Origin of the sequence: Mycobacterium sp. 1274756.6, assembly GCF_001668625.1 — a bacterium.
GTDB lineage: Bacteria > Actinomycetota > Actinomycetes > Mycobacteriales > Mycobacteriaceae > Mycobacterium.
The window spans coordinates 1-21,048 of the sequence record NZ_LZLJ01000020.1 but is presented as its reverse complement, the minus strand read 5'-3'; the positions used below and the strand labels follow the sequence as shown (position 1 = coordinate 21,048).

The 21,048-nt window shown below is 67.1% G+C and carries 23 protein-coding genes; 15 read left to right on the top strand and 8 right to left on the bottom strand.

All coding sequences use genetic code 11. The annotated features are described in order from the left end of the window. Position 1: 1 nt before the first annotated feature. From A5643_RS03050 to A5643_RS03040, 3 genes are all read right to left on the bottom strand, one after another. Positions 2 to 808, bottom strand: a complete 807-nt coding sequence (locus A5643_RS03050; protein ID WP_066851824.1) for an LLM class F420-dependent oxidoreductase — start codon at positions 806 to 808, stop codon at positions 2 to 4. A 76-nt stretch (positions 809 to 884) separates the two neighbouring features. Further along, positions 885 to 1,979 (bottom strand): inositol-3-phosphate synthase, encoded by a 1,095-nt coding sequence (locus A5643_RS03045; RefSeq protein ID WP_066851822.1) that lies wholly within the window; start codon positions 1,977 to 1,979, stop codon positions 885 to 887. Between the two features lie 71 nt (positions 1,980 to 2,050). Continuing rightward, entirely contained in the window at positions 2,051 to 2,593 is a 543-nt protein-coding gene (locus A5643_RS03040) for a PadR family transcriptional regulator (RefSeq protein WP_066851820.1), read from the bottom strand. A gap of 233 nt (positions 2,594 to 2,826) precedes the next feature. Here A5643_RS03040 and A5643_RS03035 point away from each other — a divergent pair, with 233 nt between their 5' ends. From A5643_RS03035 to dnaB, 9 genes are all read left to right on the top strand, one after another. Beyond that, on the top strand, positions 2,827 to 3,249 hold the full coding sequence (locus tag A5643_RS03035) for a DUF5318 family protein (protein ID WP_066851818.1): 423 nt from the start codon (positions 2,827 to 2,829) through the stop codon (positions 3,247 to 3,249). Beyond that, the gene (locus A5643_RS03030) at positions 3,242 to 5,872 is read left to right on the top strand and encodes a transglycosylase domain-containing protein (protein WP_502686200.1); all 2,631 of its coding nucleotides are present in this window, start codon (positions 3,242 to 3,244) and stop codon (positions 5,870 to 5,872) included. The genes A5643_RS03035 and A5643_RS03030 overlap by 8 nt, the downstream gene beginning before the upstream one ends. A 23-nt stretch (positions 5,873 to 5,895) precedes the next feature. After that, positions 5,896 to 7,524 (top strand): glycosyltransferase family 87 protein, encoded by a 1,629-nt coding sequence (locus tag A5643_RS03025; protein WP_502686199.1) that lies wholly within the window; start codon positions 5,896 to 5,898, stop codon positions 7,522 to 7,524. A 151-nt stretch (positions 7,525 to 7,675) separates the two neighbouring features. Further along, positions 7,676 to 8,356: a sensor domain-containing protein gene (locus A5643_RS03020; protein WP_066851814.1), complete on the top strand. Its 681-nt coding sequence runs from the start codon at positions 7,676 to 7,678 to the stop codon at positions 8,354 to 8,356. A gap of 132 nt (positions 8,357 to 8,488) precedes the next feature. Further along, positions 8,489 to 8,779, top strand: a complete 291-nt coding sequence (gene rpsF / locus A5643_RS03015) for a 30S ribosomal protein S6 (protein ID WP_066851812.1) — start codon at positions 8,489 to 8,491, stop codon at positions 8,777 to 8,779. Between the two features lie 63 nt (positions 8,780 to 8,842). Next, positions 8,843 to 9,334 (top strand): single-stranded DNA-binding protein, encoded by a 492-nt coding sequence (locus A5643_RS03010; protein WP_066851810.1) that lies wholly within the window; start codon positions 8,843 to 8,845, stop codon positions 9,332 to 9,334. A gap of 58 nt (positions 9,335 to 9,392) precedes the next feature. Next, positions 9,393 to 9,647: a 30S ribosomal protein S18 gene (gene rpsR, locus A5643_RS03005; protein WP_066851808.1), complete on the top strand. Its 255-nt coding sequence runs from the start codon at positions 9,393 to 9,395 to the stop codon at positions 9,645 to 9,647. A 22-nt stretch (positions 9,648 to 9,669) separates the two neighbouring features. After that, on the top strand, positions 9,670 to 10,146 hold the full coding sequence (rplI, locus tag A5643_RS03000) for a 50S ribosomal protein L9 (RefSeq protein ID WP_066851806.1): 477 nt from the start codon (positions 9,670 to 9,672) through the stop codon (positions 10,144 to 10,146). 537 nt (positions 10,147 to 10,683) lie between these two features. Continuing rightward, on the top strand, positions 10,684 to 13,110 hold the full coding sequence (gene dnaB, locus A5643_RS02995) for a replicative DNA helicase (RefSeq protein WP_066851804.1): 2,427 nt from the start codon (positions 10,684 to 10,686) through the stop codon (positions 13,108 to 13,110). A 329-nt stretch (positions 13,111 to 13,439) separates the two neighbouring features. On the opposite strand, the gene A5643_RS02990 is transcribed toward dnaB, so the two are convergent. Further along, the gene (locus A5643_RS02990; protein ID WP_066851844.1) at positions 13,440 to 14,081 is read right to left on the bottom strand and encodes a winged helix-turn-helix transcriptional regulator; all 642 of its coding nucleotides are present in this window, start codon (positions 14,079 to 14,081) and stop codon (positions 13,440 to 13,442) included. A gap of 80 nt (positions 14,082 to 14,161) precedes the next feature. Between A5643_RS02990 and A5643_RS02985 the strand changes: the two genes are divergently transcribed. From A5643_RS02985 to A5643_RS18905, 5 genes are all read left to right on the top strand, one after another. Further along, positions 14,162 to 14,566 carry a DUF1761 domain-containing protein gene (locus A5643_RS02985; protein ID WP_066851802.1) on the top strand — a complete coding sequence of 135 codons (405 nt, stop codon included), beginning with the start codon at positions 14,162 to 14,164 and terminating at the stop codon, positions 14,564 to 14,566. Positions 14,567 to 14,571: 5 nt separating this feature from the next. Continuing rightward, positions 14,572 to 15,453 carry an alpha/beta fold hydrolase gene (locus tag A5643_RS02980; protein WP_066851800.1) on the top strand — a complete coding sequence of 294 codons (882 nt, stop codon included), beginning with the start codon at positions 14,572 to 14,574 and terminating at the stop codon, positions 15,451 to 15,453. Beyond that, entirely contained in the window at positions 15,450 to 16,622 is a 1,173-nt protein-coding gene (locus A5643_RS02975) for an MFS transporter (protein ID WP_197497625.1), read from the top strand. Before A5643_RS02980 ends, A5643_RS02975 begins: the two co-directional genes overlap by 4 nt. 26 nt (positions 16,623 to 16,648) lie before the next feature. Further along, positions 16,649 to 17,032, top strand: coding sequence for a hypothetical protein (locus tag A5643_RS18380; protein ID WP_197497624.1), 384 nt, complete (start codon positions 16,649 to 16,651; stop codon positions 17,030 to 17,032). A gap of 310 nt (positions 17,033 to 17,342) precedes the next feature. Then, positions 17,343 to 17,699: a LysR family transcriptional regulator gene (locus A5643_RS18905; RefSeq protein ID WP_082948694.1), complete on the top strand. Its 357-nt coding sequence runs from the start codon at positions 17,343 to 17,345 to the stop codon at positions 17,697 to 17,699. On the opposite strand, the gene A5643_RS17625 is transcribed toward A5643_RS18905, so the two are convergent. The 4 genes from A5643_RS17625 to A5643_RS02960 all read right to left on the bottom strand — a co-directional run bounded on the left by A5643_RS17625 (position 17,660) and on the right by A5643_RS02960 (position 20,664). Next, on the bottom strand, positions 17,660 to 18,226 hold the full coding sequence (locus A5643_RS17625) for a hypothetical protein (protein ID WP_156628478.1): 567 nt from the start codon (positions 18,224 to 18,226) through the stop codon (positions 17,660 to 17,662). The two genes, A5643_RS18905 and A5643_RS17625, sit on opposite strands and share 40 nt — an antisense overlap. Then, on the bottom strand, positions 18,223 to 18,789 hold the full coding sequence (locus A5643_RS17620) for a hypothetical protein (protein WP_082948693.1): 567 nt from the start codon (positions 18,787 to 18,789) through the stop codon (positions 18,223 to 18,225). The genes A5643_RS17625 and A5643_RS17620 overlap by 4 nt, the downstream gene beginning before the upstream one ends. Further along, complete coding sequence (locus tag A5643_RS02965) at positions 18,774 to 19,781, bottom strand: nucleotidyltransferase domain-containing protein (protein ID WP_066851796.1); 1,008 nt, start codon at positions 19,779 to 19,781, stop codon at positions 18,774 to 18,776. The genes A5643_RS17620 and A5643_RS02965 overlap by 16 nt, the downstream gene beginning before the upstream one ends. A gap of 148 nt (positions 19,782 to 19,929) precedes the next feature. After that, positions 19,930 to 20,664, bottom strand: coding sequence for a helix-turn-helix domain-containing protein (locus A5643_RS02960; protein ID WP_231995426.1), 735 nt, complete (start codon positions 20,662 to 20,664; stop codon positions 19,930 to 19,932). A gap of 112 nt (positions 20,665 to 20,776) precedes the next feature. Between A5643_RS02960 and A5643_RS18575 the strand changes: the two genes are divergently transcribed. Next, positions 20,777 to 21,048: hypothetical protein (locus A5643_RS18575; protein ID WP_231995425.1), on the top strand; the 272-nt coding region annotated here is incomplete at its 3' end.

Here is a 21,048-nt window from a genome sequence, read left to right as displayed (position 1 = left end):
GTCACCGGGCGTCGCGCCAGCGGCACAGGGCGGCCGCACCCGAGAGGTCGTAGTCGGGTCCGGCGGTCGCGACGGTGAACAGCGTGACGCCGGCGTCGGCGAGCGTCTCGGCCTCGGCCACCAGGGCGGCGGTGTCGCGGCTCCCGGTGTCCCCGCCGACCGCCGCGGACCATTCGATCGCGGCCGGGTCGCGGCCGACCGCGGCGCAGTGTTCGTCGAGCACGCTCACCTTGCGCCGATGGGTGTCGGGGTCGGCGAAGCTGTGCCAGATGTCCGCGTACTCGGCGACCAGCCGCAGGGTCTTGCGTTCCCCGTCGCCGCCGATGAGCATCGGCAGGGTGCGGGTGGGTGGCGGGTTGAGCTGCTGCAGTCGGCCGGTGATGCGCGGCAGGGATTGCGCCAGCGCGTCCAGGCGGCTGCCCGGGGTGCCGAACTCGTAGCCGTACTCGCGGTAGTCGCGGCGGTTCCAGCCCGCCCCGATGCCCAGGATCAGCCGGCCGTCGGCGATGTGGTCGACGGTGCGGGCCATGTCGGCGAGCAGGTCGGGATTGCGGTAGGAGTTGCAGCTGACCAGCGCGCCGATCTCGATCCGGGAGGTCTGCTCGGCCCAGGCGCCCAGCATCGTCCAGCACTCGAAATGCGGACCGTCGGGGTCACCGTAGAGCGGGAAGAAGTGGTCCCAGTTGAAGGCGATGTCGACGCCGAGATCCTCGCAGCGGGCCACCGCATCCCGAAGCAGGCCGTAGTGCGGGGCCTGCTCGGGCTGCAGTTGCACGCCGATGCGCAGCGGGCGGGCGGGTCGGCTCATACCCCGACTCTACGAGCCGGGTGCAACCCTGCCGGTGTGCCGCCCGCCGCGCCGACGCGTTGGGTCAGCCGACAGGTCAGCCGATGATGAACTCTTCGAGCTGCGCCCGGGCGACGTCGTCCGGGAGCTGCTGCGGCGGGCTCTTCATCAGGTAGGCCGAGGCCGGCACGATCGGGCCGCCGACGCCGCGGTCCTTGGCGATCTTGGCGGCGCGCACGGCGTCGATGATCACTCCGGCGGAGTTCGGCGAGTCCCACACCTCGAGCTTGTACTCCAGGTTCAGCGGCACGTCGCCGAACGCCCGGCCCTCCAGGCGCACGTAGGCCCACTTGCGGTCGTCGAGCCAGCCGACGTGGTCGGACGGGCCGATGTGGACGTCCTTGGTCTTGAATTCCCGCTGCAGGTTGGAGGTGACCGCCTGGGTCTTGGAGATCTTCTTCGACTCCAGCCGCTCGCGCTCCAGCATGTTGAGGAAGTCCATGTTGCCGCCCACGTTGAGCTGCATGGTGCGGTCGAGCTGCACCCCGCGGTCCTCGAACAGCTTGGCCATCACCCGGTGGGTGATGGTGGCGCCGATCTGGCTCTTGATGTCGTCGCCGACGATCGGCACACCGGCGTCGGCGAACTTCTTGGCCCACACCGGGTCGGAGGCGATGAACACCGGCAGCGCGTTGACGAAGGCCACACCGGCGTCGATGGCGCACTGGGCGTAGAACTTGTCGGCCTCTTCCGAGCCCACCGGCAGGTAGGAGACCAGCACGTCGACCTCGGCGTCGCGCAGCGCCTTGACCACGTCGACCGGGTCGGTGTCGGAGAGCTCGATGGTGTCGGCGTAGTACTTGCCGATGCCGTCGAGGGTCGGGCCGCGCTGCACGATCACGTCGGTCGGCGGCACGTCGGCGATCTTGATGGTGTTGTTCTCCGAGGCGAAGATGGCCTCGGACAGGTCGAAGCCGACCTTCTTGGCGTCGACGTCGAACGCGGCGACGAATTTGACGTCGCGCACGTGGTAGGCGCCGAACCGCACATGCATGAGGCCGGGAACCGTGGCGGTCTCCTCGGCGTCGCGGTAGTACTGGACGCCCTGGACCAGCGAGGCTGCGCAGTTACCGACGCCGACAATGGCGACCCGCACCTCCGACGACGCACCTGCGCCGGTTTGCTCACTCATGGACGTTCTCCTTCTCCTACCTACTGTGGTGCGGCCGGTTGATTGGTCGACCGTTGCTTTTGGTGTTGTGGCTAGGGCTGTTCGGTCTGGCCCTGTGCGACCCGTTCGGCGGCGATGAGCTCGTTGAGCCATCGCACCTCGCGTTCACTCGACTCCAGCCCCAGTTGGTGCAGCTGGCGGGTGTAGCGATCGAACGAGCTGCTGGCCCGCGCGACCGCGTCGCGCAAACCTTCCCGGCGTTCTTCCACCTGGCGGCGACGGCCCTCGAGGATGCGCATCCGCGCCTCCGCCGGGGTGCGGTTGAAGAACGCCAGGTGCACCCCGAAGCCGTCGTCGGTGTAGTTCTGCGGGCTGGTGTCGGCCACCAACTCGGAGAACCGCTGTCGGCCGGCGTCGGTCAGCTGGTAGACGCGGCGGGCGCGGCGCACCGGGGTGCCCGCGGGTGCCGCATCCTCGGCGATCAAGCCGTCGGCTTGCATGCGCCGCAGCGCCGGGTAGAGCGAACCGTAGGAGAAGGCGCGGAACGCCCCCAGCAGGCCGGTGAGCCGCTTGCGCAGTTCGTAGCCGTGCATGGGTGACTCGAGCAGCAGGCCCAGGATGGCCAGTTCGAGCACGAGTCACCTCCCTGATTTACTCTTTTGCGGCCGTCTGACGATCCGGCCCGACAGTACCGGCAATAGTATCGCCCCGATATATTTTTTGTCATATCGGGGACATAACCGGGTTCGGGCCGCCGCCGGCCGGCCCAGCGGGAGGGAGGTGGTTGTGCGCCCGGTCCGCGACGCCCCGAGCGGGCAGAACGGTCGTCACGGCGCGGTCGGCCAGATCAGGTCGTACTCTGGTCTGCGTGCGACTGCAGCGACAGGTGGTGGATTACGCGCTACAGCGCCGAGCGCTGTTAGCCGAGGTGTATTCCGGGCGGACGGGCGTCTTCGACGTCTGCGACGCCAACCCCTACCTGCTGCGTGCCGCGAAGTACCACGGCAAGACCAGTTCGGTGAGTTGCCCGATCTGCCGCAAGGAACAACTGACGCTGGTGTCCTGGGTGTTCGGCGAGCACCTCGGTGCGGCGTCGGGGTCGGCGCGCAGCGCCGAGGAGTTGGTGCTGCTGGCCGCCCGGCACAGCGAGTTCTCCGTCCACGTGGTGGAGGTCTGCCGGACCTGCAGCTGGAATCACCTGGTGAAGTCGTACGTGCTCGGAGCGGCACGGCCGCCGAGGGGTTCGCGTACCCGGACCGCGCGCAACGGGGCCCGCACCGCCAGTGAGTAACGACCGACCAGACTCCCCGCACTCCGACCGTGACCGGGCTGCCCGGCGCCTGGGCGGCGGCACGCCGCGCCCCGAGGACCGCCGCACCGGCCCCGACAGCGGCGCCGGCGGTGACCGCGCAACCGGCGGCGAGCGCGGCACCGGCCCGGACCGCGCAACCGGAGCCGACCGGGGCACCGGCCCGGAGCGGCGCCCCGGCGGGCACCGCCGCGCCGAGCCGCCGCGGGCGGGCTCGCAGCCCTCGCGCCGGGAGGACCGCCGGCCCGAGCGCGGGCCCGAGGACCGGGACACCGCGCTGATCCCCCGGGTCACCGACGAGACCCCGGAGAAGCTGCGCGACCCGATCGAGGCGGTCACCGCCGCGCTCAACGCGCCCGCCACCGGCGAGCGCCGCCGCGAGCGCCCCGAGGAGCCGCGCCGCGAACCGGCCGCGCCGCCGCCGGAGAAGCGCCCGACCAGCGGCGGGCACCGGCGCGCCCCGGCCCGCCGCGCGCCCGCCGTCAACTGGCGGCTGGTGCGCCGGCTGTGCTACCTGGGCGTCGCCGCGGCCGTGCTGCTGCCGATCATCACGTTCGCGATGGCCTACCTGATCGTCAAGGTGCCCGAGCCCGGCGACATCCGCACCGCGCAGGTGTCGACGATCCTGGCCAGCGACGGCACCGAACTGGCCAAGATCGTGCCGCCGGAGGGCAACCGCGTCGACATCGACATCCACCAGGTGCCCGAGCACGTGCGCAACGCCGTCATCGCCGCCGAGGACCGCAACTTCTACTCCAACCCGGGGTTCTCGATCAGCGGGTTCGGCCGCGCGATCAAGAACAACCTGTTCGGCGGCTACACCCAGGGCGGCTCGACCATCACCCAGCAGTACGTCAAGAACGCGCTGGTCGGCGCCCAGCGCACCGGGATGGGCGGGCTGGTCCGCAAGGCCAAGGAACTCGTCATCGCCACCAAGATGTCCGGGCAGTGGTCCAAAGACGAGGTGCTCGAGGCCTACCTGAACATCATCTACTTCGGCCGCAGCGCCTACGGCATCGCCGCGGCCGCCAACGCCTACTTCGGCAAGCCGGTGGAGCAGCTCACCGTCGCCGAGGGCGCGCTGCTGGCCGCGCTGATCCAACGCCCGTCCACCCTGGACCCGGCCGTCGACCCCGACGGCGCGCTCGACCGGTGGAACTGGGTGCTCGACGGCATGGTGCAGATCCGGGCGCTGACCCCCGAGCAGCGCGCCGAACAGCAGTTCCCCGAGACGGTGCCACCGGATCAGGTGCGCTCGGACGACAAGACCGCCGGACCCAACGGGCTCATCAAGCGGCAGGTGATCGCCGAGCTGCTCGACCTGTTCGACATCGATGAGCAGACCCTCAACACCGAAGGGCTGCAGATCACCACCACCATCGACCCGAACGACCAGGAGGCCGCCGAGGACGCGGTGGAGAAGTACCTCCAGGACCAGGACGAGGACATGCGGGCCGCGGTCGTCTCGATCGACCCGCGCAGCGGCGCGGTGCGGGCCTATTACGGCGGCGCCGACGGCACCGGCTACGACTTCGCCCAGGCCGGGCTGCAGACCGGCTCCGCGTTCAAGGTGTTCGCGCTGGTGGCGGCGCTCGAACAGGGCATGGGCCTGGGCTACCAGGTGGACAGTTCGCCGCTGACGGTCAACGGCATCGAGATCAGCAACGTCGAGGGCGAGGGCTGCGGCACCTGCAACATCGCCGAGGCGCTCAAACGCTCGCTGAACACCTCCTACTACCGGCTGATGCTGAAGCTGAAGAACGGCCCCGAGGACGTCGCCGACGCCGCGCACCGCGCCGGGGTCGCCGACAGTTTCGCCGGGGTGGCGCACACCCTCTCCGAGGACGGCAAGGGCGGCCCGCCCAACAACGGGATCGTGCTCGGCCAGTACCAGACCCGGGTGATCGACATGGCCTCCGCCTACGCCACCCTGGCCGCCTCCGGGGTCTATCACCGCCCGCACTTCGTGCAGAAGGTGGTCAACGCCGACGGGCAGGTGCTGTTCGACGCGCTGACCACCGAGAACGAGGGCGATCAGCGCATCGAGGAGGCGGTGGCCGACAACGTCACCGCCGCCATGGAACCGATCGCGGGCTACTCACGCGGTCACAACCTCGCCGGCGGGCGCAAGTCGGCGGCCAAGACCGGCACCGTGCAGCTGGGCGACACCAAGGACAACAAGGACGCCTGGATGGTCGGCTACACCCCGTCGCTGTCGACCGCGGTCTGGGTGGGCACCGTCCAGGACGACGAGCCGCTGGTCAACCAGTGGGGCTCGCCGGTGTGGGGCTCCAGCCTGCCGTCGGACATCTGGAAGGCCACCATGGACGGCGCCCTGCAGGGCACCGACAACGAATCGTTCCCCAAACCCGCGGAGGTGGGCGGCTATGCCGGGGTGCCGGCCGCGCCCCCACCGCCGCCGATGCCGTCCGAGGAGGCGCCACCGCCGGACATGCTCCCGCCGGGGTTCCCACCGCCACCGCCGCCGGGCTTCCCGCCCCCGCCGGCGCCGTGGGTGCCGCCGTGGATGCAGCCGCCGCCTCCGCCACCGCCCCCGCCGGTGCCTGAGCCGCCGCCACCCGGGGCGCCGCCACCGCCACCGTGACCGGCGACGATCCGCGCCGCCCGGTGTCGCCGCAACCGCTTGCGGCGGACCTGCGCAGCGCCGACGAGCGGGACCTGCCGAGCCGCACCGACGTGCTCGGAGCCGCGCTCGCCGACACGATCGGCGGGCCGGTGGGCCGGCACGCCCTGATCGGGCGTAGCCGGTTCTTCACCCCGGTGCGGGTCATGTTCGCGATCGCGCTGGCCGTGCTCGCGCTGGGCTGGACCACCAAGGCGCCCTGCCTGCAGAGCACCGGCGACGGGCCCGGCGACCACCAGGTTGCCAACTGGGCCGGGCAGCGCGCCTACTACCAGCTGTGTTACTCCGACACCGTGCCGCTCTACGGCGCCGAACTGCTGGAGCGCGGCGAACTGCCCTACAAGTCCAGCTGGATCGAGACCGACGAGTCCGGGCAGCCCAAACACCGCTACGACGGCGAGATCGCCGTGCGGCACATGGAGTATCCGGTGCTCACCGGCATGTACCAGTACGTGGCGATGACGCTGGCCAAGACCTACACCGCGGCGAGCAAGCTGTTCGCGCTGCCGGTGGTCGCCGAAGTCGTCATGTTCTTCAACGTCGTGGCGCTCGGCCTGGCGATGGCGTGGCTGGTGACGGTGTGGGCCAGCGCCCGGCTGGCCGGTCGGCGGATCTGGGATGCTGCGCTGGTGGCTGCCTCGCCGCTGCTGATCTTCCAGGCCTTCACCAACTTCGACGCGCTGACGGTGGCGTTCGCGGTCGGCGGGATGCTCGCCTGGGCGCGGCGGCGCCCGGCGCTGGCCGGGGCGCTGTTCGGGCTGGGCGCGGCGGCCAAACTCTTCCCGGTGCTGCTGCTGGGGCCGGTGCTGGTGCTGGCGGTGCGCACCGGCAAGGGCCGGGCGGCGGCGCAGGCGGTGATCGCGGCGGTGGCCGCGTGGCTGGTGGTGAACCTGCCGATCATGGTGCTGTTCCCGGCGGGCTGGCTGGAGTTCTTCCGGCTCAACCGCCGTCGCGAGGCCGATCTGGACTCGCTGTACAACGTCGTCGCCTCCTTCACCGGCTGGCGGGGCTTCGACCCGGGCCTGGGCTTCTGGGAGCCGCCGACGGTGCTCAACACCGTCGTCGCCGTGCTGTTCGTGCTCTGCTGCGCCGGCATCGCCTACGTCGGGCTCACCGCGCCGCAGCGCCCGCGGGTCGCGCAGCTGGCGTTCCTGGTGGTCGCGGCGTTCCTGCTGACCAACAAGGTGTGGAGCCCGCAGTTCTCGCTGTGGCTGGTGCCGCTGGCGGTGCTGGCGCTGCCGCACCGGCGGGTCCTGCTGGCCTGGATGACCGTCGACGCGGTGGTCTGGGTGCCGCGGATGTACTACCTGTTCGGCGAGCACAACCACGGCCTGCCCGAACAGTGGTTCACCGCGACGGTGCTGGTCCGCGACGTGGCCGTGATGGTGCTGTGCGCGTTGGTGATCCGCCAGATCTACCGCCCCGAGCAGGACCTGGTCCGCTGGCACGGCCGGGTCGACGACCCGGCGGGCGGTGTCTTCGACGGCGCCGCCGACGCGCCGGCCCGCTGGCTGCCCGGCTGGCTGCGCCCCCGACCGGATCGCCGTACCGAACCAGCCGGGCACCCGGCGGTTCCGCCCGCGGTGCCGGCCGGCACCGCCGCGGGCCGCTGAAGTCGCGGGCATGGCGCGCCGGTCGCAGCGTTCCGGCCCGAATCGGCCGGTCGTTGGCGTTAGGCTGACCTCGCGCGAGCCGCCGGCGGCGCCTGCGCCGGGTGCGGAAGGACGAGGACAGAAACGGAGAGTTGAACCTATGCGCCGTCGGATGACCGCCCTCGCCGGAATCGCTGGTGTCTGCCTGATGCTCGCCGCGTGCGGCAGCGGCAAAGGCCAGGACAACGCGGAGAAGACCACCAGCACGCCCACCACGACGACGGCCCGGCCGGTGGCCGAAGGCGCGTTGAACGACCTGATGCTCAACACCGAGCAGATCAACGCCATCATGGGGGCGCAGGAGATGGCGGTCACCCGCAACCGCATCGCGATGTCCGACGACGCCGACACCATGGAACCGCGCGAGTGCCTGGCCATCGACGGCGCCGCGCAGGCGCAGGTCTACGCCGACAGCGGCTTCTCCGCGGTGCGGGATCTCACCTTCTCCGAGAGCGACAACTTCGAGCACTACGCCCAGGAGGCGGTGGTGCTGTTCCCCTCGGCCAAGCAGGCCAAGGCGTTCTTCGACGCCTCGGCCAAGCAGTGGGGGGAATGCCAGGAGTACATCCACGTGCAGAGCGGCTCGGAGTGGACGCCGGGGCCGATCGCCAACACCGACGGCCTGCTGAGCACGGTGTCCACCCAGCAGAACGGCCCGCCGGAGGGCTGGGCGTGCGGGCGGGCGATGGCCGTGCGCAACAACATCATCGTCGACGTCAACACCTGCGCGGCCGACCCGGCCGACACCGCGGTGCAGATCACCCGTCAGATCGCCGACAAGATCCGCACCTGATCCGGCCGGCGCACGACGATTTCGCAGGTCGGCGACGGCTGCTGTAACCTTGGCCCGTTGCCGACGCAGGCGACCCTCCTGCCGCGGGAACCCCCGTGGCCGCACACGACCAGAGGAGGTGATGAGGTTCCCATGCGTCCATACGAAATCATGGTCATCCTGGACCCCACCCTTGACGAGCGCACCGTAGCCCCGTCGCTGGAGACGTTCCTGAACGTCATCCGCAACGACGGCGGCAGCGTCGACAAGGTGGACATCTGGGGTCGGCGCCGCCTGGCCTACGAAATCCAGAAGCACGCCGAGGGCATCTACGCGGTCATCGACGTCAAGGCCGAGCCGGCGACCGTCTCCGAACTCGACCGCCAGCTGGGGTTGAACGAGGCGGTGCTGCGCACCAAAGTGATGCGCATCGACAAGCACTGATCGTCGACTACGTCGGAGCGGCTGCGTAGGCTCCGCTCAAACCGCCAAACCCAGGAGGATCCCATGGCAGCTGGTGACACCACACTCACCATCGTCGGAAACCTGACTGCCGACCCGGACCTGCGGTTCACCCCGTCGGGTGCGGCCGTCGCGAACTTCACGGTCGCCTCGACACCGCGCATCTACGACCGGCAGAGCGGCGAGTGGAAGGACGGCGAGGCGCTGTTCCTGCGCTGCAGCATCTGGCGGGAGGCCGCCGAGAACGTCGCCGAGACCCTCACCCGCGGCGCGCGGGTGATCGTCACCGGCCGGCTCAAGCAGCGGTCGTTCGAGACCCGCGAGGGTGAGAAGCGCACCGTCTACGAGCTCGACGTGGACGAGATCGGGCCGTCGCTGCGGTACGCGACCGCGAAGGTCACCAAGGTCAGCCGCGGCGGGGGACCCCGGCCCGCGGCAGCCGCGGGAGCGGCCGGTGGGGCACCCGCCGACGACCCCTGGGGCAGCGCCCCGGCCTCCGGTTCCTTCGGCGGCGGCGACGACGAACCGCCCTTCTAGATCCACGGTGCGGCGAGACCGCACCTCTCAGACACCACAGAACGAAAGAGAATGACCCATGGCCAAGTCCAACAAGCGGCGTCCGGCGCCGGAGAAGCCGGTCAAGACCCGCAAGTGCGCCTTCTGCGCCAAGAAGGACCAGGTGATCGACTACAAGGACACCGCGCTGCTGCGCACGTTCATCAGCGAGCGCGGCAAGATCCGGGCCCGCCGGGTGACCGGCAACTGTGTCCAGCACCAGCGCGACATCGCGATCGCGGTGAAGAACGCCCGCGAGGTGGCGCTGCTGCCGTTCACCTCCTCGACGCGCTAGCCGGAACGGAAGAGACGAAACGATGAAGCTGATTCTGACCACCGACGTCGATCACCTCGGCGCGGCGGGCGACACCGTCGAAGTGAAGGACGGCTATGGCCGCAACTTCCTGCTGCCGCGGGGGATGGCGATCCTGGCCACCCGCGGCGCGCAGAAGCAGGCCGACGAGATCCGTCGGGCCCGGGAGACCAAGCAGGTCCGCGACCTCGAGCACGCCCAGGAGATCAAGGCCGCCATCGACGGGCTGGGCACCGTGACGCTGCCGGTGAAGACCGCCGCGGACACCGGCAAGCTGTTCGGCTCGGTGACCGCCGCCGACATCGTCGGCGCGATCAAGAAGGCCGGCGGCCCGCCGCTGGAGAAGCGGATCGTGCGCATGCCCAAGGGCCACATCAAGGCCGTCGGCAGCTACCGGGTGGCGGCGGTGCTGCACCCCGAGGTGACCGTCGAGGTCGCCCTGGACGTGGTGGCCGCCGACGCCAAGGCCGCGACCGCCTAACCTTCACTCACCTGTTCGCCGCCCCGGCGGCCGCTCCGCGCGGCCGTACCGGGGCGGTGGCGTCTGCGCGGGGGCGGGGGCGCCGGTGCGCGCCGGTGGCGGCCCCGCGCCAGCGAACTCGCCGGTCGGCGACGTGGTCAGCTAACCTAACCGGTTGTTCACCCGGGGATCGGCCCCGCGTTACGCAACACGCCCGAGATGGCCATCTCGGCGACACGCCGAGACGATCTCCATCCACAGCTGTTACACCCAGGTGTGGAAGCCTGACCTGCAGTGATCGGGGGGAGGGTGGGAATGTTCAACAGGTTGTCCCCAACCCCCCAACATGGTGGGCGGCAACTATCCACAGGTCTTCCACAGGTTGATCAACAGGGTCGTTTGGTGGGTGCGCCAGCAACCTCTAACCTCAACGCGGCGGACAGGGGTGCCGGCCTGACGGGAGCGGGTTGTCGGAGCCGCGGACTACGCTGCGGAACACCGGCTTCGAATATCAGTTCGACTGCTCGGGCTGGTTGAGGAAGGGAGGGGACGACGGGGATGGCCGTTGTCGATGACCGTGGAGCATCCGGCATGCCCGCCGATGCGCCGCCGAGTGAGGACTTCGGCCGGCAGCCCCCGCAGGACATGGCCGCCGAGCAGTCGGTGCTCGGCGGCATGCTGCTGAGCAAGGACGCCGTCGCCGACGTGCTCGAGCGGCTGCGCCCCGGTGACTTCTACCGCCCGGCCCACCAGAACATCTACGACGCCATCCTGGACCTCTACGGGCGCGGCGAGCCGGCCGACGCCGTCACCGTCGCCGCCGAGCTCGACCGGCGCGGGCTGCTGCGCCGGGTGGGCGGGGCCCCGTATCTGCACACGCTGATCTCGACCGTGCCGACCGCGGCCAACGCCGGCTACTACGCCGGCATCGTCGCGGAGAAGGCGCTGCTGCGCCGGCTGGTGGAGGCCGGCACCCGGGTGGTGCAGTACGGCTACGCCGGGGCCGAGGGCGCCGATGTGGCCGAGGTCGTCGACCGCGCCCAGGCCGAGATCTACGAGGTCACTGACCACCGCACCGCCGAGGACTTCGTCCCGCTGGAGGAGCTGCTGCAGCCCACCATGGACGAGATCGACGCGATCGCCTCCTCCGGCGGGCTGGCCCGCGGCGTACCGACCGGCTTCGCCGACCTCGACGACGTGACCAACGGGCTGCACCCGGGGCAGATGATCATCGTCGCGGCCCGGCCGGGCATGGGGAAGGCGCTGGCGCTGGACACACCGCTGCCCACCCCGACCGGTTGGACCACGATGGGTGAGGTGGCCGTCGGGGACCACCTGCTGGATGCCGACGGCCGGCCGACCCGGGTGGTGGCCGCCACCGATGTGATGGCCGAGCGGCCCTGCTTCGAAGTCGAGTTCTCCGACGGATCAGTGATCGTCGCCGACGCCGAACACCAGTGGCTGACCGAGACCCGCGCGTCGCGCCGGGCCGCCCGAGGCGCCGGCGACGGGCGCGGGGCGGCGGTGCGCACCACCCGGGAGATCGCCGGGACGCTGCGCTGCGCGACCGCCGACCGACGGCTCAACCATTCCATCGCCAACGCCCGGCCCCTGGAGCTGCCCGGCCGCGACCTGCTGGTGCCGCCGTACACGCTGGGCGCCTGGCTGGGGGATGGGACCAGCGCCGCCGCCCAGATCACCACCGTCGACCCCGAGATCGTCATGCGCATCGAGGGCGAAGGGATCCGGGCCGTGCCGTCGACCTCGGCGCCGCATCGGTACCAGCTGCGGTTGGAGGAGAACGATCAGGGGGCGGGAACGTTTGAGGACCGGCTGCGCATTATCGGGGTGCTCGGTGACAAGCACATCCCGATGGAGTATCTGCGCGCCGCGGAACCGCAACGGCGGGCGTTGCTGGCCGGGCTGCTCGACACCGACGGCACGGTCGCGTCCGGCGGGACGGTGCAGTTCTCGGTGACCAATCGACGCCTGGTCGAGGATGTCCGGGAACTGATCGTCAGCCTCGGATACCGGTGTCAAACCTCGACCAAACGCGTCAACGGGCACACCGAAGCCTCGAGCACCGCATACACCTTGACTTTCTCGACCGACGAGCAGGTCTTCGCGCTGCCCCGAAAGGTATTGGCCCACAAGGAGCGCCGGGCGAGTGCGAGCACCGTCCGTTCGAGGTCCCGTTTCATCGTCGATGTGCGGCCGGTCGCCAGTGTCCCGGTGCGCTGCGTCGAGGTGGACAACACCGATCATCTGTATCTGGCCGGGCGGGCGATGATCCCTACGCACAACTCCACGCTGGGTTTGGATTTCATGCGGTCCTGTTCGATCAAGAACCGGATGGCCAGCGTCATCTTCTCGCTGGAGATGAGCAAATCCGAGATCGTGATGCGGCTGCTCTCGGCCGAGGCGAAGATCAAGCTGGCCGACATGCGCTCGGGCCGGATGAGCGACGACGACTGGACCCGGCTGGCCCGCCGGATGAGCGAGATCAGTGAGGCGCCGCTCTACATCGACGATTCACCGAACCTGACCATGATGGAGATCCGGGCCAAGGCCCGCCGGCTGCGGCAGAAGAGCGACCTGCGGCTGGTCGTGGTCGACTATCTGCAGCTGATGACCTCGGGCAAGAAGTTCGAGTCCCGCCAGGTGGAGGTCTCGGAGTTCTCCCGAAACCTCAAGCTGCTGGCCAAGGAACTCGAGGTGCCGGTGATCGCGATCAGCCAGCTCAACCGTGGCCCCGAACAGCGCACCGACAAGAAGCCGATGCTCGCCGACCTGCGTGAGTCCGGCAGCCTTGAGCAGGACGCCGACATGGTGGTGCTCCTGCACCGCCCGGACGCATTCGACCGCGACGACCCCCGCGGCGGGGAGGCGGACCTGATCCTCGCCAAGCACCGAAACGGCCCGACCTCCACGGTCACGGTGGCGCATCAGCTGCACTTGTCGCGGTTTACGAATATGGCACGGTAGGGGAGATCGGTGGTGTAGGTTCTCACGCCGCGTGTCATTTTCTCAGCGGTGATGTCGTCTCGTTGTCATATATCTCACGAGCGTGTCATACGTTTACGCATACGTTCCGGGTAGACATCGGCTGTAGGGATGGCTTCGGCGGTAGGGTGCAGGAGCCGGTGAACCCCTAATGCCAGATCGAACATCCCGACGGCTCAACGTCATCCGCCTCGGCACTGCCGATTGTCCGTATCGTAGAACGCGCCACCACCCACCACAATGACGACACTCCCGTTGAGCAATGGGTACCGAACCGGCGGCAGGTGACCAAGGTATCGGGCGGTCGCTCGTCAGCGGTTCTTTGACGAGGGTGCTTCGAAAATGCTTCGCAGGGCGGACTCGTCACCGTCGATATCGACAAGTGCGCGGACGTCATCCAGAGGCAACATACCCGCTGCGAGCCCCAGGGCAAGGTGGGCGTTGGCGGTGAGGACGGCGTCCAGCTCTCGTCCGTCGGCTTTGCTGACGTCGATGCCGGATTCGGTGGCTCGTAGTTGGACCATGAAGCCATCGACGGCAATCCCCACTGTCGCCGAGTGATCGGTCGGCACACGCCCCTCGAACAATGCGGGAAGTGCTAGCAGGAGCCATTCAGGGCGGAACTCATCGTTCTCGGGTCCGCGGATCATCAGTGGGGTGGACCAGCGGACGAGCGCGTTGATGGGCTCGCGCAGCTGCGCACCCCACTCAGTCAGTGCGTAGGCGATCGCATTCGCGTCGCCGGACAGCCGCCGCTCAACCACGCCAGCGGTTTCGAGGTCGCGAAGCCGGTCGGTCAGCAGATTCGTCGCGACGCCGGACAGTCCTCCACGGAGTTCGCTGTACCGCGCAGGTCCCATCAGAAGCTGGCGGACGATCAACAGATTCCACCGGTCGCCCACCACATCCAGGGCCCGGGCAAGTCCGCAGTATTGACCGTAGTCTCGACTCATCACCATCTACTTGCTATGTTAAAGTTTGCTTGATTATACCACTCGCAATAGTGGGCGTTCAACGGCGGAGGAGTTGCGCGATGGAACTCGATTGGCCGGCCATCGTCGCCGCAACCGTGGTGGGAACGGTTGCGGCGGGCGCGTGGTACGGCAAGGCATTTACCACCCTGTGGTCGGGCTTGAGCGGGGTGGCTGCGGCGGACTCCCAGAAGGCCAGCAGAAGAAATATGAAGCAACTGCTTGTCGCGAATGGCATGACGGCAGTGGGCCTGACGGCGGGCATCAAGGTCACGTCGATGGCTGTCGGCAACGGTTCGGTGTGGTTGGCCCTGCTGGTCGGTTTCGCAGCCTGGTTGGCGTTCTCGGCCTCTACGCTTATCCAGCACAATGCCTTCGAGCTGAAGCCTCCGCAGTTAACCCTGCTCAACAGCGCTTATCAGCTCGTGTTGTTTCTCGGCATGGCACTGGCGATCGGGGTGATGTAAGGCCAATGGAAATCGTAGAGCGGCCCGCGTGGGTCGATGACGAACTGTTCCCGTTCCAGAGCCGGTTCCTGGACCTCGACGGGCACCGCGTTCATTACGTGGACGAAGGCTCGGGGCCGACGTTGCTGTTCCTGCACGGCAATCCGACCTGGTCGTTCGACTACAGCACGGTGATCACCTTGCTGCGAGAGGATTTCCGTTGCGTCGCGGTGGATTATCCCGGCTTCGGTCTGTCGACGGCAGCGCCGGGGTACCGGTATCTACCCACCGAACACGCTGCGGTCATCGGCGGCTTCGTGGACGCGCTAAGGTTGAGCAACATCACCCTGGTGGGCCATGACTGGGGCGGACCGATCGGGCTCGCAGTTCTGCAGCACCGGCCCGAAATCCTCGACCGACTGGTGCTCACCAACACATGGGCATGGCCGGTCAGCGACCCGCTTATACAGGTCATGTCACACGTCATGGGCAGCCCCATCGGGCGGCTGCTGATCCGGCAGCTCAACTTGTTCGTCAACGTGATGATCCCGATCGGGCACCGGCTCACCACACCCACCAGCAGGCAGATGGACCACTACAAAAAAGCCCTCGACAGCCCGGCTCGCCGGGAGGCGTCTGCGGTGTTCCCTCGCGAGATCACCTCCAGCCGCGCATTTCTCGCCGACATCGAGGCCGGGCTAGAAGATATCGCGGCATTGCCGACGCTGATCATCTGGGGCGACGGCGACTTCGCTTTCGGCAACAAGGAACTGCGGCGGTGGCAAGATACCTTCACCGATCACGAAACCGTCATTGTCAGCGGTGCCGGTCATTTCGTTCCCTCCGACGCTCCCGAGCAGTTCGCCGCGGCGATCCGCCGCTGGCACATCCGAACGGGATCGCGATGACCTACGACCGGCATGCCTCGTCGGTAACCGCCACGGCAACAGCCCCTTTCCGGAGCCACTCCGTGAACCGGAAGGCAGGCATCCTAGCCGCTGTCTACATCGCGGTGCTGGCCATCAACCTCGACGTCACGATCGTCAACGTCGCCTTACCGAGCATCGGCACCGAACTACATGCCGACACTCGCGGCCTGCAGTGGGTCGTCGACGGCTACAACCTCACCTTCGCCGCGCTGGTCCTGGCGGCCGGCAGCCTCTCGGACCGTTACGGCCGCCGCCCAGCCGTGATCATTGGCCTGCTCGGGTTCGCCGCCACCAGCGCCTTCGGGGCGCTTGCCGCCAGCACCGGGACACTGATCGCGGCTCGGTTCAGTATGGGCATGTTCGCTGCGCTGATCTTTCCAACCACACTGTCGATCATCACCAACACCTTCTCCGACCGCCGTCAACGCGCCATGGCATTCGGCGGATGGGGAGCGGTCGTTGGCGTCGGAGTCGCGGCCGGCCCAGTCACCGGCGGCCTGTTGCTCGAGCACTTTTCATGGACCAGCGTCTTCTGGGCGCTTACCCCGCCGGCCCTCTTGGCGGCGGTGCTCGCGTACCTCCTGGTGCCGGAATCACGCGACCCAGGTGTGCCTGCGCTCGAAATCCGAGGTCTCATCACCTCGATCGCCATGCTCGGAATCCTCGTCTACACCATCATCGAGGCCCCGGCCCGGGGCTGGCACAGCCATGCCACGGTGTTCGGTTTCGTGACCACGGCTGCGCTGGCGCTGGCATTCGTGACGATAGAGCAGGCAGCACCCCACCCCATGCTCGACATCAGACTCTTTGCCGATCGCCGATTCAGTGCCGCCAGCGCATCGGTAACAGTCACCTTCTTCTGCCTGGCAGGCTTCATCTTCCTCATCACTCAGTACTTCCAAGTGTTGCGCGGGTTCAGCCCGCTCGACACCGGCCTCCGGGTCCTGCCCGTCGCATTGTCGATCGCGATCGGCTCTGTCTGCGGCGGGTTGCTCGCACCACGCATCGGCACCCGCACCGTCGTCGTCAGCGGACTGATCTCCTTCGGCACCGCGATGGCGTGGATCGCCGCCAGCATCGACACCGACACCCCATACCCGACGATCATCGTCTCCCAGATGCTGCTCATGGGGCTCGGCATCGAGTAATCTCTACTCCCGCAACGGAATCCATCATGCTCGTACTCCCACCTTCCCGCGCCGGTATCGGCTCTGCAGTCAACGACGCCACCCGCGAGTTGGGTTCAACGCTCGGTGTCGCTGTCGTAGGCTCCCTGTTCTCGTCAATCTTCGGCGCCCGCCTTATCGACAGCGCATTCGCGGCGACCGGCAAAGCAAGTGAAGCCGCCGCCTCGGTACAGGTTGCATTCGCGATGACCACCCACGACCCCACACTTGCGACCGCCGCGCAACAGTCATTCCTGGCCGGACTCACCGCGGCCTGCATTCTGATAGCCGGTCTTTGCTACCTCGCCGCTGCCGTAGGTGTCGTGGCACTACCAGGCCGGCGGTTCAAACCACCGTTCGCAGCGACCGCCGCCGGACTGACTAACCGGTAGAAGCTACCTGCGAATCGACCAAGACTTGCCCCGGATTGGATGAGAAGGCCTCCCGGACCGATTCTCATTCAATCTGGGGCAGCGCAGGTCAGAGGCGGTGTTGGGGCCCAGATTGAATGAGAACGGACATCTGGGCACCGGTTTGAAGAAATGACATGGACTTGAGACAAACTCAGATGACATCACGTGCGACAAGGTGCGCCAGTGCAGGTCAGCGCATCGGCATATGGCACGCAACGTGAGGACGTACACAACCGCATGAACAGACACAGCTAACATCGCGCGTTGGGCCAAGTTGTACTCCATTCCCATGAGGGGTAGAGGCGGACCCAGCCACAGCGCCACGCTTAGCGCGCAGAAGGCGATTGCCGACGCACCTGAGCTGATCGGACCCGCGCTCGCGGGCATCGGTGGCTGGGAGCGGTTACAGCGATTCGCGGCGGCGGCCCAGCATCCCACCCTTACCATTGCCGCCGAAGCGCTTCAGCTGAACCAGTTCGAGCTCGTCAACCAAATCAACCGAATTGAACGCGAACTCGGCAAAAGGCTCCTTGATCGCGCCGAGCGCGGCCGCCCGATGACACTCACCGATGATGGCGCACGGGGCGTGGCTGCGGTTCGAGCATGTCAACGCAAAGGCTGGCAGCAGGAAGTAGGCCCGCAATAGCACCACACCGTGCGGACGTCATAGCGTCGCCTGGTCGGTATGAACCGACGCCAACCGAATCGCCGTTCCACGGCTCGGCCGAACCTCTTGATGTGCTGATCTTGACTGCCAGCCCCCCACCCAAGGAGATTCATCTCAGACGCATTCGAGATCGGTGGTTGGTCCCACGCATCGGACGTCGCAGCGGCGACGGCAGCGTTGATAGCGTTGATCGCATCCTCAAAGATCTCGGCGAGTTTTGGGCTCTCGGTATGGATCCAGATCCTGGCGCTTGCCAGCTGTTCTTGAATGTCGTGGCCGAGCTTCGCAAGCTCGAATAGGGTTGCCGGATCATCACTTGTGCGGCGCCGGACACGGTAGGGATATTCAACTCGAGCAACGAGAGCCCTGACCGCTTTGGCGTAGCCCTCACGTCGTTTGGCGGCGGAATCTCGGAGCCCGGTGATCGCTGCAGTGATGAGGCCGCCCATCACCGATGACCCCAAGACCAGTGTCCCGATCTGGATGTAAGTAGGGGCGTTGGTCATGCCTGCCTTCGATCTTTCACTTCGTTTCGGCGGTAGTTCTCGACCGCTTGGCGGAGATGTGCGCTCCGAATGGGGTATGCCGATTGCTCGCCAGGCGTGTCGTTCTGACGACCCGGATTTCCGTGCGGGGCGTCTTCGGTGGGCCAAAATCCGGTGCGGCGCCAGAACTCCTCATAGAAAAGGTGGCGGTGGACCCGTGCGACGTAGTCTTCGAATCCGTCATCGGGCACCCACCTCAGAGGCCGCGGATCCTCGGGGAACCAGAGGCACAACTGCCGGATGCAGCCGCCGTCTGGGTTGAATGAGTACCGGTGCTTCCACTCTCTTCGAGGTCCGAGCGGAAAGCTGAAAATCTCACCGGCCGGGCTGATGGAGACGCGTGCGCCTTCGTTCGCGTAGCCAGCAATCACGAGTTCGGGTGGCGGAGCCAAGGTGAGGTCGACAACGTAACCCCCTAGTAGAGGTGCCCATGCGCGGTTAACCGACACGCCTGCTTGTGTGCCGGTCAACCGCACGAGGGTCCGATGTGGGGCTTCGACCAGTTCGCTCAGCGAGGTGCCCATGCCCGGCCGGGATGAATGCGTTGGCGTCCACTGGTCGTCGTCGTCGGGCGACCGGTGCTGGTGCGGCTGCCGGCGGCATTCCACGCCGCCAATGCTTCCACCGGTGTTCTCGACTCGGCGGCGGGGAACGGGTGACCGATGAGGTCGTGCCATACGTCGATTGCTGCGGCGATGTCGTCGTCGGCTTCAAGACGCAGAGCCTCGGCTGCCTGTGCGGCCATGCCATCAAACTCCCGAACGGCCACCTGACGCTCGGACGGTGTCCATTTCACTGTCACATCATCATCCCCCGCGGGTTCGATCACGGGCCCGCGTACGGCGGTACGAGCGTGTTCGAGGATGTCGGCGATCGCAGATTTATCCTTCGCCTTTGACGTGATGACCGCGAAGGCCAAAGATTCGATGACAACGCCTTTGATGAACTCGAGTTCGCTGTGGCTCTTAACCAGAGACTTCAGCTCGCGCACCTGGTGGACAAACCTGCCCGCCGTGCCCTGGTTGCGTTGTGACACCGCGAGGATCTGACGTCGCGTGTTGCTTGGCTCCCAGCATTGCTGTTCGCGGTCTCCAATCAGCACATCGTCATTCTCGGTATCGAACGCAGGTACGAGATCGATATCGAAGTCGATGTCGGTGAAGGTGACGCGCAACGCCTTCGCGGACGGCGCGTCACCTTCGTCGAAGGCCGCGTCTGGCCAATGCGTCGCGACGATAGTCTTAAACCAGGTCATCGCGGTTTTCGGCCCGTCGGGTCCGCACAAGCGCTCCCATAGCTCCGGCTTAAGCACGATGACGATGTCGACGTCTTTGAGCGGCTTAAGCATCGTCTTCCGGGCGAACGAGCCCTGAAGGAAACTGCTGGAAACGATCCCTGCTTCGTCGAGTGCGGCGCGGATCGCGTTGTGGCGTTCCTGGGCCTGCTTACGCTGCGCGGGGTCTAGATTGAGTTCTTCGTCGAGCTCGGCGAAAGCGCCGTCAACTGTTTGGCCCACGTGGGCTCCCTCCAAATATCTGGCTACCGAATTGGTGACCAGGTGCTGGTTCTTGGTCTTGGAGGGCGCTAAGCTTTCGTCCTGTCAGAATCGGTTGCGTAGCGACCTCAAGTTGGGGCGGACACTGCAATGTCCGCCCCAACTGTTTTTATGGCTCGGCGGTCACCTCCTGTGCGGGCGTGTGCCGCCCACCAACCACCTCGTTGTCGGGTGGAATCTCGGCATTCGGCTTGATCCCAAGGATCACCGTCGTCGGATCAGTCGAGAACTTGCGCTGGTGTCCAAGGCTGAGTCGAGTCGACGCGTACCAACGGGGCGCGGCGTCGCTGATGGCCGTGTCATCCTCGGAGGGTGTCCGGGCAATCGCGAATCCGACGGTCGCGCCAACGTCGGAGATCAGTTTCTTTTCGCCGTTCTTGTAGATAAGGCTGATTCCCTCTTGGCATTCAGGGCAGCACCTTTCGCTCATTATCCACGAAACCAGCCGCGGAACGACCATCGAGCCCTCAAGGGACGTTACGTGCTGTCGGGCGACATATTCGAGCTCGCCGACGTCCAGCTCCCCGGAGTCGTAGGCCCGTATCAGGAACTTCCAAACGGGTAGCAGCTCCTTGAGCGCCTCGATCGAGACTCCTGCGTCCCTGGCCGCGACAACCCACCCAAGCAACCTCACGATGATCGCGGGGTATGCGCCCGCGCGCGTGCCAACGCGCACGCTGCGTGGTACGAGTCCCTCTGTTGTGTAGAACGTCAATTGTCGGGGGCTTAACGAGTAGCCCATCTGGCGTATCCGGGTGATGAGTTCAGACTTTGTGACCAAGTCGGGCGCACCGCCTTGAAGCTGGAGATACTCAATGAAGCCGTTCTCCTCCGCGACTGCCACCAACACCACCTCCTCTGTGTCAGTCTACACCATCACTGAATGACAACGCGTGTAACTTGTACGTCAGTGTCTTCCGTCTCCAGCTGACAGGATCGGTAATACGCTCTGACCTGTGAACCCTGGTGACGTCGTGAACGGGGCCGACAAGAGGGCGCTGAAGGAGACCGAAATCCGCACTCGGTACATCACGCCAGCGATCGTGCGAGCCGGCTGGGACCCTGACAAGAACCAGGTGCGCGAGGAGTACACCATCGCACCAGGCAAGATCGTCGTACGCGGGAAGCTTCATTCTCGCGAGTCGGCGAAGTCTGTTGACGCCGGTCCAATTCCAGGCCGGTGGCGACGGTTGAAAAGTAGGCCACGTGGTCATGGCTATTGTGCCGT